Genomic DNA, 16,414 nt, shown 5'->3' with positions numbered 1-16,414 from the left:
ATCGGTCCGCTTTCTAGCGGAAACGATTTTCTGCATTTTTCTAGGAGGCGGATCGCAGGAGTGGATCGGATTGAAGATTAAATTTGGAAATTTCGGAATGGAGAGGAAAATAAAGACTGCTCTCCTTGTCTTGCTGGTTGTGACGCAAGAATGTTTTGCGCTTTCCGTCGATGATCTGAAACGCGGTCTCGATCAAGCCATTAGCAATGGCACCTCCGCCACCGATCTCTCGACATACGTGACCGGATACGTGCACGGTAGCGCAGAGTATGGACGTACACTGGGACTCGTGTGCGACGAGGCCGGCCTTCGATCAACTGCTGACGAACTGCTAGCAGTCCACAAATACATCAAAGAAAATCCAGACCAGTGGCCCGATGGCGCGCAGCTCCTGATAAATCGTGCACTTACCTCTCCGAAGTGCCGACTATGAATGGCAACTGGAATCGGCCAGAAGCGGTCAGTCGACGAAGCTGTGTAGATCGTTGACACCCATTAGCGGGCCCGGTGTCAAGTGAGCAAACAACACCCTCGACTGCCTGAGCAGCCGACTTCGATTGCACTGACCGAATGCAGTAGCCGAGCGCACCCGTTTCTTCGATTCATGGCTGCGACGGATCGCGCCAGACACCCATCAGGCTCAAGCGATCGGCGTACATCGGTTGCCTGTCGCCCTGGTGGCTCTGCCACCCCAGAAGAACGTTGGTGCCGCAACACGTCCAACGAATTCGCACAATACTCGTGGTTGCCAGACGTCCGGCACCAATCCAGGGCTGGCTCGTGTTGCAGGCGATCCGCTTTACTGCAAATCGGGGACGGCGGCGCGGCATCCCATTCAATCTCGGTGGCTTCTGTCCAGTCAACGATCAGGGCTTGCCGGTCGCCGTCGTAACGCTTATGCGAAGCAGCGGTTCACATCAAATGGTTTTCGCTCCTTCAGCATGTGGAAACACGCGCGGGCGAGCTTGTGGGCCAGGGCCTTGCGTGCGATCACTGAATTCGTCCTGGCTTTCTTGCGCTCGTAGAACTGCCTGGCTTCGGCGCTAAAGTGCATCGCGAAGTTGGCCGCCTCGATGAATGCCCAGCACAGGTATGGATTTCCGTTTCTGGTATTGCCTTCGCTTTTTTTCTTGCCGTTGCTCATGCGCTGGCTGTCCACGCACCGTGCATAGGAGGCGAAGTTGCCGGCGCTGGCGAAACGTTCGATGGTCCCGGTTTCCAGTACGATCACTGTGGCAAGCGTTTGACCAATGCCGGGTACCGTGGTCAGGAGGGCGTAGTCCGGACGCGGCGCGACCTTTTCGTGAAGACGCTTTTCCACGATGGCGATCTGTGCGGAGAGCGTCGTGATGACCGCGACGTTCGCGCGGACCGCCAGCGCCACGTCGGCTGGGAGATGCAGCTGGTCGACAGTGGTCTGGTCCAGTTGCTTGACCTGATTGCTCGTGACTCGCGTGCCGGACTGACGCGCCGTAATGTTCTCAACGACGAGAATGTGGCTGGTGCGGCTGCGCACCAGTTGCATGCGCTTGCGGGCCAGGTCACGCACCTGGCGATGCTCAGCCGGCAATATGGTGCCAGTGGGAAGGATGCCCAGACGCAGCAGGTGGGCCAGGTAGCGCGCGTCGGTCTCGTCGCCACTGTGCTTGAGCCCATCGTACTTTTTGATCGCCGTGGTGTTGGCCAGATGTACCACGAAGCCGGCCGCCTGCAGGCCGTCGACAAGCCAGTACCAGTTGTACGTGGACTCGACCACGACGCCGGCCAGTTCGGGCCGCCACGGGGCAAGAAGCGCCAGAATCTTTGCCAGGTCGTTCGGCAGCCGCCTTTCGGCGACCACGCGGTCCGTTTCGTCGATCACGCTCACCACGCTGTTGTTCGAATGCAGGTCAATGCCGCTATAGTTCATGATGACCTCCTTCCGGTTAAAGCGGTTTTGGCAAACTCACTTTAACCCCGTCGCCCGACAGGGCGGCGGCAGGAGGTCCGCTAGATGATTTTCAATGAGCTTCTGGTTCAAAGCCCAAGCCCCCGACGCCCATGATCCACGACTATGATCTTTCCGTTATCTTGCCTCGTCTCACCGGCCCTCTTCGCGAGATACTCGACGCCGAACTTTCTGCCGGGAACGTCATGGTCGAGATCAGCAGTGGTTGGCCCATGCCAAGCGTGAATGTATGGCTAAGGAACCCACTGGGGCAGAAGTACACGGCCGACTTCCCGGACCTCGAATACGCCTATCTCGGGGACCCGCGGAACTGGCTGGAGCACTATATAGATACCAAGACCGGAGCTATGGTTGCAGCGAAATGCTAGCGAATACGTCACCTGCATAAGGCAATGATCGGCCCAGTTTCGGTCACTCGATGGCCGCCCCCAGATCGTAGACAGGCCAGTCGACAGCGCGTGCCTGACCGGTGACAATGCACCGAAGGGAATTGAACACCGCACACGCACATGAACATTCTTGGGCATCGCAAACTGCATCGACCCGCGACCAACAGCTTGGGTGGGGCCACCTGCGTAGAGAGAACCTCTGCGGACTTCCTGGTCGATCATCGGTCTTTGCTCGAACTGCTGGTGCAACGCGCTGGCGGCCACTCCGACTTTATGGGCTGTTTTGTGAATGGTTACGCCGAGGAACGCCAAAAAGCGCTGACAAGGCTGCTCGGAACCCCATCACAAAGCGGATTTGAAAAGCGAGTTCTCTTGTATATCTGTCCCGAGTGCGGTGACGTTGGATGTGGCGCATATTCGGCTGTCGTACGGCGGGACGCAAAATCCTACTTCTGGGATAGCTTCGCGTACCAGACATCGGAAAGAAATCTGAACGTGCTTGAATTGCTTGGGCCGTTTGTCTTCGAGGCAAGCCAATATGAAACTGCCGTGCTGGCCGCCGCTGCGTTTGATGCGCCCGATGACGGATGCGCTCGTTGAATCAAGGTGAGTAATGATTGAAGGTAAATCACGTTCCGGAAGCGTGGCAATTGGCGTGCTGAAGGCGCTTCACCTTTTGAACGCTGAAAATCACCCGACGACGCTCGAGGCAATCTGTGGCTGGCTCGCCACATCAGAAAATTTCTACTACGACGATTGGTTGACCGTCGGCGGACGCAGCGCTAACCAATATATCGCTGACCTCCTCGAGGATCTGTGCGAGCTCGGCGTCGTTCGCATAGTCGAGCGCAATACGGGGGCGCATTCGCAGACGAGCGCGGAATGGAGTCCGTGTCTACTACCGTCTGCCTAAACAGCGCCGCAAAGATTGTCGATATTGACCTCAAACGCTCGCTGTTCGCAGTGACTCAACGACTGCTTTGTAGAGCGCTGGATGCCCCCTTCGGGTCGATGACAGCCGGTCGACGTGGAAATGCGCGGCGGTCGGTGTCGCCGCATACTAGGTTGTAACGAACGTGGCCATGGCCGCCTCGCCATTCACTCAATCTATGCTCACTGCCCGCCGCATAGCGGCAGTGATGCCCTGCCGGGTTTGCCAGTAGCCGTGCCATGGGTCAACCGTGAGCGACCGCTGACGCTCGAGAGCCTTGCTCATCGTCCATTCATCGCCGCGCGTCACGTCCTTCAATTCGTCCCACGAGACCGGCATTGATACGCCCATACCTGACCGGGACCGCACGGAGAAGGCGGCGACCGTGCTCGCACCGCGACTGTTGCGCAGGTAGTCGATAAAGATCTTGCCTACGCGGTTTTTCGGCCCGAGCACTGCCGAAAATCGTTGCGGCACGACCGTGGCCATGTGCTTCGCAACCGCGTGCGCGAAGGCCTTGGTCTCACTCCATCCCTGCCGGCGCGTCAGGGGCACAACGACGTGAAAGCCCTTGCCGCCACTGGTCTTTGGAAAAGAGCGCAGGCCGATCTCGTCAAGCACGACCTTCAGAAGCTCGGCAGCTTCCAGCATCGCGGTCCACGGCAGCGCCGGGTCCGGGTCAAGATCGAAGATGATGCGATCGGGGTGCTCGAGGTCGGGCGCGACGGCGTTCCACGTGTGCAACTCAATAACGGACATCTGCGCGAGCCCCACCAGCGCTTCGGGCGTGTTAGCAACGAGCAACGGAGGATGACGCGGATGCAGTTCAGTGGGCAACTCCTCAATCCCAGGAATGGCCGCCCGCTCGCTATGTTTCTGAAAAAACAGCTCGCCCTTGATACCGTCTGGTGCTCTCACGAGCGCAAGCGGCCGGTTATGCAGCTGAGGCAACGCCCACTCGGCGATCGCGGCGTAATACTCCGCCAGCTCCTTTTTCGTGTGACCAGTGACTTCGTCCAGTACACGTTGCGGATTTGTTATGCGGATAGTGCCGATTTTGAGGCCGCCCTTAGGTCCCGGCACTTCGCGCGTCGAACCTGTGTCCGCTTCGACGGGTTCGTCGTACTCCACGGCTACCATCGGCTCTTCGCTAACCGCGGACGCGGGCTTGTCGTCGCGTACGGCATGGAAGATGGGATGACGCACCTCGCCTCCCGGCGTCCATTCCAAAAACGAGCATTCAACGACGACCGAGGGATCAAGCCACAGGTAGTCGCGTTCCTTCTCAGGCTTCGGCGGGTTGTAGAAGGCTGTGGAGTCGCGGAGTACGGACTCCGCTCTCTTCAGAAAAGCGGAGCCAGCGCGCGACGAAAAGTAAGGTCTGACGCTGCCGGCGTAGCGCAACGAGCCATCCTTCTCGTACACGCCGAGCAGCAGCGAATGCACGCCAGAGCGCGCGCCCTTCGCCCGCGTGAAACCGCCGACGACAAATTCCTGTCGAAGGTGGCATTTGAGTTTGATCCAGTCTGGCGAGCGCCCCGAGCGGTACGGCGCGTCGCCGCGCTTGCCAATGATGCCTTCGAGCTTCATTTTGCACGCCGACGCGACGACCGACACGGGGTCCTGCGGAAAGTCCTCGGAGAATCGGATGACGTCGGATGATTGTTCCGCCATCAGGTCCCTCAACAGCGCTCTGCGCGCTCGCAGCGGCTGCTCGCGAAGGTCTGTTCCGTTCAGCCAGAGAATGTCGAACACGAACATGACGATCTCGGCCGTGCTGCGCCGGTCGAAGGCATTTTGCAACGCGTTGAAGTCTGGCTGACCGCTTGAATCGAGCACGACGGCCTCGCCGTCGAGCCACGCGTCATCGACCTGCAGCGCAGAGCAGGCATCCGCGAGACGCGGCAACCGCTCAGTCCAGTCATGACCGTTGCGGGTGAAGATCGTCGCGACGCCGCCCTCGATGCGGGTCATTACGCGATAACCGTCGAATTTGATCTCGTAGGACCAGTCGCCTCCCTTCGGCGGACGGTCCACCAGTGTCGCCAGTTGCGGCTGTATCAGCGCCGGCAAGCCTGTCTCACCGCGCGCTTGCGGTGGAACGACGACCGTATTCGGACGCCCCCGGCCCCAGCGCCCCATCTCACACACCGGCCTCGTGCGGCGGCGCATCCATCAGCCACCGTTTCACCTCCGGACGGCTGCTGAATACCGGATTCGCCACCCAACTTTCGAACGCCGGGCGCCAGTCCTCCCAGACATAATCGTCCATGTTGAACTCCTCGTCGACGGCGCCTGTTCCCCGCTCACACAGGAAGGCGAAGGCCACGGAATAGCCATTCCAATACGCGACCATGCAGTCGTTCAGGTTCGCAACTGTGCCTTGTGGCAGATCGCGGAGCATCATTGAAAGCTGGCGTACAAAGTCGTGATGATTCATAGGGCTCCTCCTTCCCTTCGCCCGTTCGAGGCATAAACGCGCGCGTTGCGCGCCCATTGGGTGACACAGCAGTTTCCATACCGGCGTTTCCGCGCGCCCGACAGGATTCAGTTTTCTGCTGTTCCGCCGATAACTAGTGAGCCGCAATCCGCTTCCTGACCACCGCATGCCAGCCTGCTGTGATCGAAGGGGCGAACTTGACAACCCGTTCCCGCCAGTACGATGGAATGACATCCATCGAGGAATTTATGACGCGACGCGACCGCAATCAATCACGAAGCATGAGCACGCATCCGACAACCGCAGCAGGAAAAGCCCTGATATTCGCCGCTTTCCTAGCTGTCAGTCTCAGGCGTCTTGCGACGTGACGGAGCGACGGACTTCATCAAGCCGATACATGCCATCGTTGCCGCCGACGACGGAGATGCCGCGGTGGCGATGTTCTCCGGGACAGCGCGGAGACAATACCCCGGCTACACGCTGATCGCAACGCTCGCTTCGCCGGTGCCCGCAGCAGGCACGTGCGAGAACAGCATCTAAGATTCAGACGTAAAACATCAATGCCCGTATCGAAAAAGCGCAGGAAGCTGCACAACGCGAGCGCCGAGCAGGCCACGAAGAAGCGACTGCTGACCTCACCGCTTGCACGCGTTGAGGCGGACCGCATAGTCCTGCAGATCCGCGTTGGCCTGGAAGCGATCCGCTCTGGCCACCGCGACGAGACCGCGTTGCTCAACCTCCAGTCAGTGATCCTGCTCACCGAAATGCTGACGGCCGAAGGGCGAGGCGCCTTGTCGTTGGACGTGATCCGAGATACTGGCCGGCGCATCGTTCGTTTACTGGAAGAAGGCAATGATACTGAGCCTTGGACAGTGCCTGCCGCGTTTAGCGACGCCCTCACAGCCATCGTCAACGAGTACGACCGGATGATGCATCAGGTGCCGTTGCAGGCCGTGCTGGCCGCCAGCGGCAAGCTGGAGCGTCTCGAGGCAGAAGACCCGCAGTATTTCCGTTGCGTGCGCGACAGCAACGGCGCGCCTGGCTGACTGAGGAAGCATTCCACGACCGAATTGTGGCGAGCGTTCGCCACAATTGCCAGCAAGTCGCTGGCAGTTTTTTTACTCTAACCGCTGAAGGATTCAAAATGCGTTTGTTGCTTGCACTTGTCTTCCCCTGGCTGCAGTTTTTCACCATCGGCCGACCCTTCGCGGGAATCATCTGCCTGCTGCTGCAGATCACACTGATTGGCTGGATTCCGGCTGCAATCTGGTCGGTCTATGCGCTAAGCCAGTACAAAACGGACCAGAAGATCGAACGCGCGCTGGGAAGTCGCGGATGATCGATGCCATTCGCGGCCCCATGCGCCGGGTCGCGAGGTGATTGTCGATGGCCAGGCTTATCCGCCTGGCACGGAAACGGAAGCAGGAATGTCTACGGTTTTGGTATTGGATCAAACCGGCGTGGCGGCGTCGAACTGCTCGCCTGAACGTGCAAAGGCTCTAATAGGAAAGGGTGCGGCCGAACTGGTCCACATGACACCGATGACGATCAGGCTCACGCGGCCACTGGGAAACGGAGCTCCATCGTCTGCACGCAGACCGCGAGACGTCACTAATCCCAGTCAGAAGAAGCGGTCATCGCGTCTAAGGAGCTTGCGCGCCCGGGACGGGAGTAACTGCTTTTACTGTGGTGCCGCGCTGGACAATGAAGACGTCACGCTCGAACACCTGCTATCAGAGAAAGACGGAGGCTCGTCGCGGCTCGCCAACCTGGCGTTGGCCCACAAAAAATGCAACGAACTCGCTGCAGATCTTCCGGTCGTCGAGAAGGTCCTGCTTCGTGAACGTCTGCGTGCCGCGAGAACCGCGGCGCCACCACACCGCGCCGGCTAACCACGGTGGGTGGTTGCGGCGAGCATCGTCCCGCGACATCGACGGTGACCACATCGGCACTCGTATTGCGCCCGCACGGCTGCCGAGAGGCGGCCCTCTACCGAGAGCCCATATGTGATGAAAAGCTCCTCGCCCGGCCCGATGTCCGAGACCGCATGGATGTGTACCCTTCCATTTGACTCCACAGCCTCGCAATTGGCGACGCACGCGTGGTTCAGCCAGCGCGCGCTGTTGCCGCCAAGAGAACCGTCGATGACACGCCCATCAGATAGTCCGAAAAGGAAGGTGTGCCCCTCCTTGCCGAAACGACGATTGCGGGTTATCGCCTGCTTCCAGCTCATGACCGTGCCGGCGTACTCGAGGATGAGCTCGCCCGCCTGGATGGGACGTAGTGCAAAGACGCCGCGACCGTGAACGCCCGAGCGGCGGACAGCAATTCTTTTCATCAGTACCTGTTGCAGTGAATGTCGAGCGTGCGCTCATTGGTGTGGAACCGGATGCCAACTTGACAGCAGCGGGAGCCTGGTAGAATCGTCCATCATAACCAACGAAACTTCAACGAAATGGAACGCTATAGGGACCTGCTTGCGCAAAAGGAGCAGTTGGAGAAGCTGATCGCCGAAGCGCATAAGAAAGAGGCCGGTGCGGCGCTCGAACGAGTGCGCGAGGCCGTCGCGGAGTTCGGCTTCACGCCGGAAGACGTCTTTGGGAAGCGTCGCGGCAACACCCGTCGGGCGGCGGCGCCGAAGTATCGCAATCCCGAGACCGGCGAGACCTGGAGCGGGCGCGGCCGCGCACCACGCTGGATCAAGGATCAGGACCTCGAACGCTTCCGCATCAAAGAATGAGTGGCGCGCAGCACGACGTTGTCAAGGCCCGGATCTACCTCGCCGGGTTTGACGTTTTCCGCGTCGATGCGCTCGACTATGGTCGCTCGCTCCGGCGGATGTGCGCCGACGCCGGATTCGAGGGCCTCTACCCGCTCGATGCACTGGCGCCGGCGGATCTGTCACCGCAGGAAAAAGCTGCGTGGATCTATCGCTGCAATCTGGCAGCGATCCGCCGCGCGGACATTGTCATGGCCAACGTGGCAGATTTTCGCGGCGCGGGCGAGCCTGATAGCGGCACCGCTTTCGAGATCGGGTTTGCGGTTGCGCTCGGGAAGCCCGTCTGGGCTTATCGGGAGGATCTCGCCGCGTTGCGCGAGCGCGTGCCACGCAGCGCGACACAGCTCGGCGATGTCTGCGAACGCGGCTATCTGGTTGAGGATTTCGGGCTTCCCCTTAACCTGATGCTCGCGTGCGCCGCAAAGATCGTTCAGGGCGGTCCGCTTGCATGCCTGCGTGCTATCTCTGTCGCCTACGAGGGTGGCACGACAGCCCCCTCTTCCTGGAGGCAAGATGGCGGATCGGAGATCCGCCAGGTGCAGGGTTGACGCCACTTCAGTATATAAGGTGCTAAACGCCATGAACGAGTCGCATCTGTGGACAGCCGAGCCGCACACCGCCTATCTGCATTGGCAGACAACAGAGGCGGCCGGCGCGGACCGCCGCCGGTTCTCCCAACGCTCGATCGTGCAACACAAGGCCATGTTCGACCGGTTCCTGCGCCATCTGCTCACCCGAGGGGTGACACTCGCGACGTTCGGGCCCGAGCACCTTGATTCATTCTTTGACGATGTCGAAAACCGCTGTGCGCCAGGGACGACCACGCGCCTGCGTTACGTCAAGCTGATCGACCGGCTGTGCCGCCATCTGGTCGACGTCGGCCTGCGTCACAGCAATCCGGCGGCAACCTTCGCGCTGTCGGCCGCGTGGCCCGAGGACGAGCCTGAACCGCTCTTTCTCGATACCGACGCGGACACCGCCCTCCAAGGCTATGTCCAGCCCGACGCCGGCGACGATGCCCGCCTGTGCCGCAACCGCGCGGTCGTTGCGCTGCTGCTGGGGGCGGGCCTCACTGCGGCCGAACTTCGCGGCGCGCGATGGCGTGACGTGGTCATCGAAGGGATAAGGCCGCAGGTGTCCGTGCCGAAGCGAGGCGCACGCCTCGAGAGGACTGTGCCGCTTCCCGCCTTCTCGACGCCTGCGCTCGCGGCATGGCAACGGATTCATCCGTCGCCCGACGGCGCGCTTCTTTTCCCCGCGCCGCGCACAGACGACAAGCCGATCAACGATGTGCTCCTCGGTGTGATCGTCCGCGAAGCATTGGACGCGATCGGCTTTGCTGCGCCGGACATGAGCCCGCGCGTGTTGCGCAACACCTTCGCGCGTCGGCAACTGCTGTCTGGTCGCACTAACGAGCAGACGAGCGCAATGCTGGGTCTGGCCAGTCATCGCACCGTTATCCGCATCCGCGACACCATCAGCGCCCAGACGACTTGACTTCGCTTCCCACTCCGTAGGCTGGTCTTGCCGGTTCGTTTGCGCCGGCACAACTTTTGTTCGGAGTGCTACATGCCATACAAAACATCATTCATGGACATGGCCTATCCCGATGAAACGGGCCGGCCGTGCGCCCTCCAGTTCCGCATTGCGCTTACGGCAACAACTGAGCGCCTGGCGATTGTCCATCTGCTTGAGACGAAGGCCGAGCACCAGGGTCCGATGGAGTCATCCATCGTCCGCGACCAGATCCTGAATCGCATTCTGGATACTCACCTGCGCGGTGTTCCGCTGAACGCCATCCGGCTCGTTGTCGAGAGCGGCGAAGAGTCGTCGCTGTTTCCAATCGATTTCGATGTGGGGGACTACATCAAGCGTGGCAATCCATACGAGGCGACGCATGTCACAACGGGCCGCGGTCTGTTTCGGGAACGTGTCGCGATCCGGTCTGAGTCGGTTGTCGCCGGACGAACCCGCGTACAGACCAGCCACGCCGAGCCTGTTGCCGTGCCGCGCGAAATAGCCAACGCGCTGCGCTAGGCGTGTGACGCGGTCGGCCCGCTCACAAGCCCAAAAGGCGGTGGTGTTACGCCGTCTTTCGACTGGGCGTGCACCTGCGCGACCGGTCAGAATGTCCTGGAGTTCGTGTATCCCGCGACCCGCATCACAGCCCTTCGCTGCCCACATCATTCGAGAGCGCATGAAAACAATCAAGCCGACGAAAGAACAGCTCGACACGCTCGAGACGGTCGCCTCCGGCGCTACGGTAAAAGTGAAGGCGTACGCCGGCGCCGGCAAGACCTCGACGCTCGGGATGATCGCCGAACGGTTCAGCACGAAGCGTGGCCAGTACCTCGCCTTCAATAAGGACATTGCGGCCGAAGCAAAGCGGAAGTTTCCGCGCAACGTCATGTGTCAGACGGTGCATTCGGTCGCCTTCCGGGCCACCGACAAGGCGCTGACCGCGCGGCTGAATCTCCCAAAGGAGCCGCCTCACCTTCTGGCCGCCAGGTACGGGCTCGGCCCCGTCCGCGTTCCGACGATTATTGGCAAAAACGTCGAGCTATCCGCCTTCCAGGTCGGCCGCCTCGTTGCAGATGGCGCTGCACGCTTTTGCCGGTCTGCTCAGAACGAGCCAGAAGCGTGGCACATTCCAGTCGACGAGATGGTCACCGAACAGTCGGCCGACGAGTTGCGCGCGATGCTTTTGCCCTTTGTGGTACGACACTGGAACGAGAGCATTGACCCGCAGGGAAAGACCGCCATCACCCCGGACACGTATCTGAAGACGTGGGAGCGGTCGCGGCCGCAGATCGGCGCCGATTTCATCCTGTTCGATGAGGCGCAGGACAGCGACGGTCTGATGCTGTCGGTACTGCGTCGCCAGCAGCACGCGCAGGTCATCTACGTGGGCGATCCCTATCAGCAGATCTACGAGTGGCGCGGCGCGGTCAACGCGATGGATCTGATCAAGGCCCGGGAGTGCGCGCTCACCGAGTCGTTTCGCTTCGGACCGCACTTTGCCGCGCTTGCGTCGCGGGTTTTGACCTTGCTGGGCGAGCGGGTACCGCTTCGCGGCCAGCCCCACATATCGTCTGCATTCTTCGAGGACTATGACCCTGCCCGTAGCTTCGACGCCATCCTCTGCCGCAAGAACGTGACCGTCATCGGAACCCTGGCAAACGGGCTGCAGAGTGGGCATAAGGTCGCGGTGCGCGCGAACATTGAAGAGATCCTCGCATTTGCTGACGGCGCGGACCGCCTCATGCGGGGTCAACGCACCTACAGCCCGGCGTCGCTCGCGCTGTTTGAGACGTGGCGCGACGTGCAGGACTATGCGTCGAGCTACGCCGGGCGCGATCTGTTGCCAATCGTTCAGATCATCGACCGTGAGGGAACCGCCTTTCTGCGCGACATGCTGTCACGCGTGAGCCCCGAAGCGGAGGCCGACTACGTTGTGTCGACTATCCACCGCGCAAAAGGCCTTGAATGGAATCGTGTGAAGGTCTGCGGCGATTTCCGTTTCAAGACGGACGATGATGGACGCACTACGCTTACCGACGAGGAGAAGCGCCTGCTGTATGTGGGCCTTACACGCGCCCGGAATGAAATGGACGTGTCGGAGTTGCGCAACGATCTGCTTAAAGTTTTCCAGGATGCGGCCGAAAGCTGATAAGGCTGTCCATACAATGCAAGGAGCAAAGATGAATGAGGTTACGGGACGGGTCGGAAGCACCGGGGAACACGACGCTGCGCTGGACGACACACCAGATACGCTCACGGTTTTTGATCATCTGCGGCTCACCTTCGGCGCCAGGCGCCATCACACAGAAGCAGGAAGGGCCATTGTCCTTCTCGTTGAGCGTTACGAGGCAGTTTGCGTCGCGAGGGACGGAGACACGCCCGCCATACGGAAGCAGGCGCGAGGTTCCGTCTACCAGTTCATAGCGAAAAAAACAAACCTGTCTTGCGACACCATTAAGCTCTATGCCCGATGCTACGAGAAATTTGGCGATAGTGGGGACGCCGTCGAATATCTAACGCTAAGTGATATGCAACTGCTGTTGCCGGAAAGCGTGGACGATGACCTCATCGCACACATCGTCGAAGCGAGGAAATTCGATCCCGACCTACGTCGGGAAGAAATCAGGAAGATGATGCGTGAATACCGCGCGGGCGTTGTTTGACTGTGGGCAGGTCTTGATGCTCAAGGTTTCTCACGACGTCGATCCGGACGAACCGGGGCGATAAACGTCGGTTTTTGAAGCTCGACGCCCTCTGGCCAGACGTGCACCACTATATCTCCTAGAATTACCGCTTATTGCAGATCGCCGAACGAGATGGCAGGCCAACCGAAAGATCAATCCACCGGGCACTCTGGACGCTCCGTTAGCCCCCAAGTTGTCTTCGATGCGCACGAGCCAATCACGCGCGGCAGAGCGCGGGAGTACGGCGACACAGAAAATCCCGCCCTTACCGCCTTCGTCGGTAGCCTCTGGGCGGAACTCCATTCAACTGACGCGACCCCGGTGCCGCGCTGCCCGCATTGCAGTGGCGCCCGTGGCCGCCTGCACCAGCGGGCGAATGAGTATCATGCAGTGCCGTATTTTCGGTGCGTCGATTGCCGTCGTTTGTACACACGACTGACGGGCAGCCCCATTGCCCGCCTCCGGTTCGCGAAGAAAATGCCCGAGTTCTTCCGGCTTCTGTCCCAGCCGGTGCCGCTCGAGGAGGTCTCACGGCGTCTGGGCGTCGAATACGGCGCCGTCTCGAACTGGTTGATGCGCTTCCGGCAACTGATTGCGCTACACGATCCCGACGGCCATTGGACGCCGCTTGTCAGGCTCGGCCTGAAATACCGCCCGCACGGTGCCTGCCCGCGATGCGGTCACGAGGGGCAGTTAGGCAATGGCGGCTTCAGCGTTGATAACCGCCGACGGGTGAAATGTCCATCATGCGGTCATCTTTGGCCGCTCAACGTAAGCTCTAACGCCAGCGCCGTCCCGGTTATGGTCGTCAATGATCTGGCGCTGAACGCGGCGGAGCGCCGCCGGCGCGCTGGACTGGAAGCGCCAGATCTCCCACGTGTCGAAGCGGGCTCCATCATGACGGAGCCGCGGGTCAATCCAGCCGTGGTGGCCGCGCCGCTGCTCTCTCCGCTGGACGCCGGGCGGTTTGATTTCGCCGGGCCGCTGCGATACAACAGTCCCCTGCCGCGCAGGTGGGCCGAGGACGAAGAACTGACGAACTTTCTGCGGACCCACGTCGATGAAGTGCTCTCAGACAGTGTGGAACCCCCGCCCTGCCCGCATTGCGGCAGCCACGTTACGAGACTAGCTTCTGCCAGGCGCGCAGACTCGCCTTTGCCGCAATTCCAGTGTCGCGCCTGCGCGCGTCTGTATTCGCGTGCGACCCGAACGCCATTGGCCAAGATGTTGCGCAAAGACATCGCTTACGGGATTCTTCCGCTTCTGTCTCAGCATCGGCCGCTCGCAGATGCCGCCGATCGACTGAGCACAACGCCGGAGATCGTTAAGGCATGGGTCAGGCTGTTTCGCGAATGGTTATTGGTACTCGATCCTGCGGGTAACTACGAAAAGCGCGTACGACTTGGTCTCAAAGCACCGTGGCCGATGATGGACTGCCCGCACTGCCTGCAGCGGGTCGAAGCACGGCCCCACGGTTTCAAGAGGACCAGGAAACGTACGGCAGCGGAAATAAAACGGCGGTTGTTCCGCTGTACCGGATGCAACGGCTTCTTCGATGTCAGCGTCGAAGTTCTTTGAGCGGCCAATCGCTCGCGCGATCAGGCTGGTCGACCGCGGTTACGCTGACGCCAATTGCAGAAAAAAAGCCCGGGGTTCCAGAGGAACCCACGGGCTGGTCAAGATACTATCGGCGCCTAGCTGTTAAACGTGAGGCGAAACTGATCGCCGATCTGAGGAGCGACCCGGCGCGACGCACTGCTCATCCAACGATCCATCTCCGCCGCTCGGTGAGCAATCGTATTCGGCGTCCCCGCCTGCCGTGCTTTTACACGTGCAGCAAAGTCCGGTGCCATGGAATCCACACTTGCCACCCATTCATACATCTTGACGCGCTCGAGGGCCTGCCCTTTTACGCCGAAGAGATGAAGTTTCGATCCGGGTGGCAGGTGCCCTTCCAGTCCTTCCAGGATGGCGAAGAGCCCATGCCGGGTATCCGTCAGGTGTCGTCGGCAGACCGACCCGAGCCCGATCAGAGACGGCGCCGCGATCCACGGAGCCCACCGCTCCCACACCTGCAGCAGCAGGTCGATGCTCCGTCGATAGTCGTCAACTTTCCAACCCTGTGCAACGGGTACAGGAATCCGGACAGTGTTCTGCACAACTTCGGCGCTGCAACCTGCCGCAAGCTGATCCTGCCAGGCGTAAACCACCCGCAGCATGGCCTCGAGCAACGTCGCCGTTGCATTCACGCGATAGTCGACCGCCTCCTGATCTGCAGCGAGCTCCGGTTCACAGCACATGTCCTGCTGGGCGACCCAGGATGCCCCGGAGCAGGATGCCAGTTCGACGTACTGCTCCATGGTCCAGGGATAGACGCCCGCGATTCCGCTTTGGCCGCCCTTTGACTGGAAAAGCTTCATCGCCGAAAAGCCCGCGCTATCGAGAGCAAAGTCAATCTCCGTCAGATCGGTCGCCCGCGGGATACGGAAGCGGCCGGTCTTACGGTCCCAGAAGGCGGACGCCGACACCATCGCCGCATAACCTTCATTGAAAGCGTGGAATGCAAGCCGCCCGCCACTATGAGGGATGCCGACCCGAACAAGCAGCCCGTCGTCAACATGAGCGTTTTTCTGCAGCACCGGCATGCCGGGGACGCGTGGTCCTATCGTCATTTGCCACTCCAATAAAAGATGCGGAGCAGCCCCTCCCGGGCGTGCCCCGCGAGGGATAGAGAAAAACTTAAACGGCTAGGATGATTCCGCGACCTGGACATGCTTCATCCAGGTAACGCCTGACGGAAGACGCCTGATAAGCTCAAGCAGACCTGAGTCGTCGTGGCTCCGCGCCTCGACGAACCTGTCGTTAAGAATCGCGGCCTGGAGGTAAAAGAGAAATGCGAGCGCTCCGTTGCCATGCTCTTCGGCTACGCCGGCGAGAGTCTCAACTTCATCCAGAAGCTCACGGACGAAATTCGAAGAGAGGCTCGCGCGATGCATCGTGACGATTGCCGCCACCGCCAGATCCGCGGCGGCGCCCGGGTTGTTTTCCGGAATGTCATCGGTTGCGATCGCGCCAGAATCGGCGAGACAGCGCATCACGTCGTCGAAAAAATCAGTGCAAGAGTAAGTCATTGGCCTGCTCCACAAGAGGATTGCCGGCGCAGGCTGTCCCCGTCCCGGGGGCCTGCCCCGGCGGGTGAGTAAAAAGATGCGTCAGAGGTCAGGTCGACACACAGTCGCCGCGACGAGAGGCGCGTTGCGTGCCGGTCGACACGGCCACTTTCAGTCGCCGATCGAATGGCGACGGGCTCGCGCGAGATGCGCGTGTCGCTTTGCCTGTCGTGGTGGACAAAGCGGCCGCGGACTGCTGCTCCCAGAGCAGGCATGCGACGGCAAGCAATGCGCCCAGTGCCGCCGCGGTTGTGATCTGCTTTTTCATGAAGACTCTCCATGCGAAAGGCCCCGACACTCTTTCGAGGTCGAGGCCTTGCGGATCAGGAACAGGTTTTAGGGTGCGCAACGGGGAAGACCAGCACGCGACCGTCGTTGCAGATGATGAAGTCGCCCGGCTCACCTCGCGGCTGCTGGATGACGATCGTTGAGACGTGCCTTGAAGGCACCGGCTCGGCCTGTGGTTGAATCGTGCAGGCGCACAGCGATGAACTGCCCGCTGCAATGAGCAGCATGATCAGGTTTTGCATGGAATTAACTCAGCTTGAAGAG

At 60.6% G+C, this 16,414-nt stretch carries 22 protein-coding genes; 14 read left to right on the top strand and 8 right to left on the bottom strand.

Going from position 1 to position 16,414, the window contains the following annotated elements; translation table 11 throughout:
• Positions 1 to 70 precede the first annotated feature (70 nt).
• Complete coding sequence (locus tag CUJ91_RS33275; protein ID WP_153067665.1) at positions 71 to 433, top strand: hypothetical protein; 363 nt, start codon at positions 71 to 73, stop codon at positions 431 to 433.
• A gap of 462 nt (positions 434 to 895) precedes the next feature.
• Here CUJ91_RS33275 and CUJ91_RS33270 read toward each other — a convergent pair whose 3' ends face one another.
• On the bottom strand, positions 896 to 1,909 hold the full coding sequence (locus CUJ91_RS33270) for an IS110 family RNA-guided transposase (RefSeq protein WP_114158399.1): 1,014 nt from the start codon (positions 1,907 to 1,909) through the stop codon (positions 896 to 898).
• A gap of 131 nt (positions 1,910 to 2,040) precedes the next feature.
• Between CUJ91_RS33270 and CUJ91_RS33265 the strand changes: the two genes are divergently transcribed.
• The 3 genes from CUJ91_RS33265 (at position 2,041) to CUJ91_RS33255 (ending at position 3,250) form a co-directional block, all read left to right on the top strand.
• A complete protein-coding gene (locus CUJ91_RS33265) occupies positions 2,041 to 2,316 on the top strand; it encodes a hypothetical protein (RefSeq protein WP_020070200.1) in 276 nt (91 codons plus the stop codon).
• Positions 2,317 to 2,457: 141 nt separating this feature from the next.
• Positions 2,458 to 2,937, top strand: a complete 480-nt coding sequence (locus CUJ91_RS33260; protein WP_208716216.1) for a hypothetical protein — start codon at positions 2,458 to 2,460, stop codon at positions 2,935 to 2,937.
• A 13-nt stretch (positions 2,938 to 2,950) separates the two neighbouring features.
• Positions 2,951 to 3,250, top strand: a complete 300-nt coding sequence (locus tag CUJ91_RS33255) for a hypothetical protein (protein ID WP_114158398.1) — start codon at positions 2,951 to 2,953, stop codon at positions 3,248 to 3,250.
• 189 nt (positions 3,251 to 3,439) lie between these two features.
• Here CUJ91_RS33255 and ligD read toward each other — a convergent pair whose 3' ends face one another.
• Both ligD and CUJ91_RS33245 read right to left on the bottom strand, forming a co-directional pair.
• The gene (gene ligD / locus CUJ91_RS33250) at positions 3,440 to 5,410 is read right to left on the bottom strand and encodes a DNA ligase D (protein WP_114158397.1); all 1,971 of its coding nucleotides are present in this window, start codon (positions 5,408 to 5,410) and stop codon (positions 3,440 to 3,442) included.
• A 1-nt stretch (position 5,411) separates the two neighbouring features.
• Entirely contained in the window at positions 5,412 to 5,708 is a 297-nt protein-coding gene (locus tag CUJ91_RS33245; protein ID WP_114158396.1) for a hypothetical protein, read from the bottom strand.
• A 560-nt stretch (positions 5,709 to 6,268) separates the two neighbouring features.
• Here CUJ91_RS33245 and CUJ91_RS33235 point away from each other — a divergent pair.
• From CUJ91_RS33235 to CUJ91_RS35325, 3 genes are all read left to right on the top strand, one after another.
• Positions 6,269 to 6,754 (top strand): hypothetical protein, encoded by a 486-nt coding sequence (locus tag CUJ91_RS33235; RefSeq protein ID WP_114158395.1) that lies wholly within the window; start codon positions 6,269 to 6,271, stop codon positions 6,752 to 6,754.
• A gap of 98 nt (positions 6,755 to 6,852) precedes the next feature.
• Entirely contained in the window at positions 6,853 to 7,047 is a 195-nt protein-coding gene (locus CUJ91_RS33230; protein ID WP_114158394.1) for a YqaE/Pmp3 family membrane protein, read from the top strand.
• 88 nt (positions 7,048 to 7,135) lie between these two features.
• Positions 7,136 to 7,600: an HNH endonuclease gene (locus tag CUJ91_RS35325; protein ID WP_114158393.1), complete on the top strand. Its 465-nt coding sequence runs from the start codon at positions 7,136 to 7,138 to the stop codon at positions 7,598 to 7,600.
• Here the strand turns inward: CUJ91_RS35325 and CUJ91_RS33220 are convergent.
• A complete protein-coding gene (locus tag CUJ91_RS33220) occupies positions 7,597 to 8,046 on the bottom strand; it encodes an SET domain-containing protein (protein WP_114158392.1) in 450 nt (149 codons plus the stop codon). The two genes, CUJ91_RS35325 and CUJ91_RS33220, sit on opposite strands and share 4 nt — an antisense overlap.
• Before the next feature lie 117 nt (positions 8,047 to 8,163).
• Between CUJ91_RS33220 and CUJ91_RS33215 the strand changes: the two genes are divergently transcribed.
• The 7 genes from CUJ91_RS33215 to CUJ91_RS33185 all read left to right on the top strand — a co-directional run bounded on the left by CUJ91_RS33215 (position 8,164) and on the right by CUJ91_RS33185 (position 14,270).
• Positions 8,164 to 8,448 (top strand): H-NS histone family protein, encoded by a 285-nt coding sequence (locus tag CUJ91_RS33215; RefSeq protein ID WP_027780557.1) that lies wholly within the window; start codon positions 8,164 to 8,166, stop codon positions 8,446 to 8,448.
• The gene (locus CUJ91_RS33210) at positions 8,445 to 9,035 is read left to right on the top strand and encodes a nucleoside 2-deoxyribosyltransferase (RefSeq protein ID WP_114158391.1); all 591 of its coding nucleotides are present in this window, start codon (positions 8,445 to 8,447) and stop codon (positions 9,033 to 9,035) included. The genes CUJ91_RS33215 and CUJ91_RS33210 overlap by 4 nt, the downstream gene beginning before the upstream one ends.
• Positions 9,036 to 9,066: 31 nt before the next feature.
• A complete protein-coding gene (locus CUJ91_RS33205; protein ID WP_027780559.1) occupies positions 9,067 to 9,984 on the top strand; it encodes a tyrosine-type recombinase/integrase in 918 nt (305 codons plus the stop codon).
• A 72-nt stretch (positions 9,985 to 10,056) separates the two neighbouring features.
• Entirely contained in the window at positions 10,057 to 10,524 is a 468-nt protein-coding gene (locus CUJ91_RS33200; RefSeq protein ID WP_114158390.1) for a hypothetical protein, read from the top strand.
• Positions 10,525 to 10,684: 160 nt separating this feature from the next.
• Positions 10,685 to 12,157 (top strand): 3'-5' exonuclease, encoded by a 1,473-nt coding sequence (locus CUJ91_RS33195; RefSeq protein ID WP_114158389.1) that lies wholly within the window; start codon positions 10,685 to 10,687, stop codon positions 12,155 to 12,157.
• 31 nt (positions 12,158 to 12,188) lie between these two features.
• Entirely contained in the window at positions 12,189 to 12,671 is a 483-nt protein-coding gene (locus CUJ91_RS33190; protein WP_114158388.1) for a hypothetical protein, read from the top strand.
• A gap of 498 nt (positions 12,672 to 13,169) precedes the next feature.
• Complete coding sequence (locus tag CUJ91_RS33185) at positions 13,170 to 14,270, top strand: DUF746 domain-containing protein (RefSeq protein ID WP_161966616.1); 1,101 nt, start codon at positions 13,170 to 13,172, stop codon at positions 14,268 to 14,270.
• A gap of 116 nt (positions 14,271 to 14,386) precedes the next feature.
• Here CUJ91_RS33185 and CUJ91_RS33180 read toward each other — a convergent pair whose 3' ends face one another.
• The 4 genes from CUJ91_RS33180 to CUJ91_RS33165 all read right to left on the bottom strand — a co-directional run bounded on the left by CUJ91_RS33180 (position 14,387) and on the right by CUJ91_RS33165 (position 16,392).
• Entirely contained in the window at positions 14,387 to 15,364 is a 978-nt protein-coding gene (locus CUJ91_RS33180; protein ID WP_244231111.1) for a deazapurine DNA modification protein DpdA family protein, read from the bottom strand.
• A 75-nt stretch (positions 15,365 to 15,439) separates the two neighbouring features.
• Positions 15,440 to 15,787 (bottom strand): hypothetical protein, encoded by a 348-nt coding sequence (locus CUJ91_RS33175; protein ID WP_153067664.1) that lies wholly within the window; start codon positions 15,785 to 15,787, stop codon positions 15,440 to 15,442.
• A gap of 124 nt (positions 15,788 to 15,911) precedes the next feature.
• A complete protein-coding gene (locus CUJ91_RS33170; protein ID WP_114158385.1) occupies positions 15,912 to 16,130 on the bottom strand; it encodes a hypothetical protein in 219 nt (72 codons plus the stop codon).
• A gap of 55 nt (positions 16,131 to 16,185) precedes the next feature.
• Positions 16,186 to 16,392, bottom strand: coding sequence for a hypothetical protein (locus tag CUJ91_RS33165; RefSeq protein WP_027780566.1), 207 nt, complete (start codon positions 16,390 to 16,392; stop codon positions 16,186 to 16,188).
• Positions 16,393 to 16,414 lie beyond the last annotated feature (22 nt).

It is taken from the genome of Paraburkholderia graminis, from assembly GCF_003330785.1.
In the GTDB taxonomy this organism is placed as follows: Bacteria; Pseudomonadota; Gammaproteobacteria; order Burkholderiales; family Burkholderiaceae; genus Paraburkholderia; species Paraburkholderia graminis.
The sequence above is the reverse complement of the archived record's forward strand: the minus strand, read 5'-3'. Positions and strand labels throughout refer to the sequence as shown.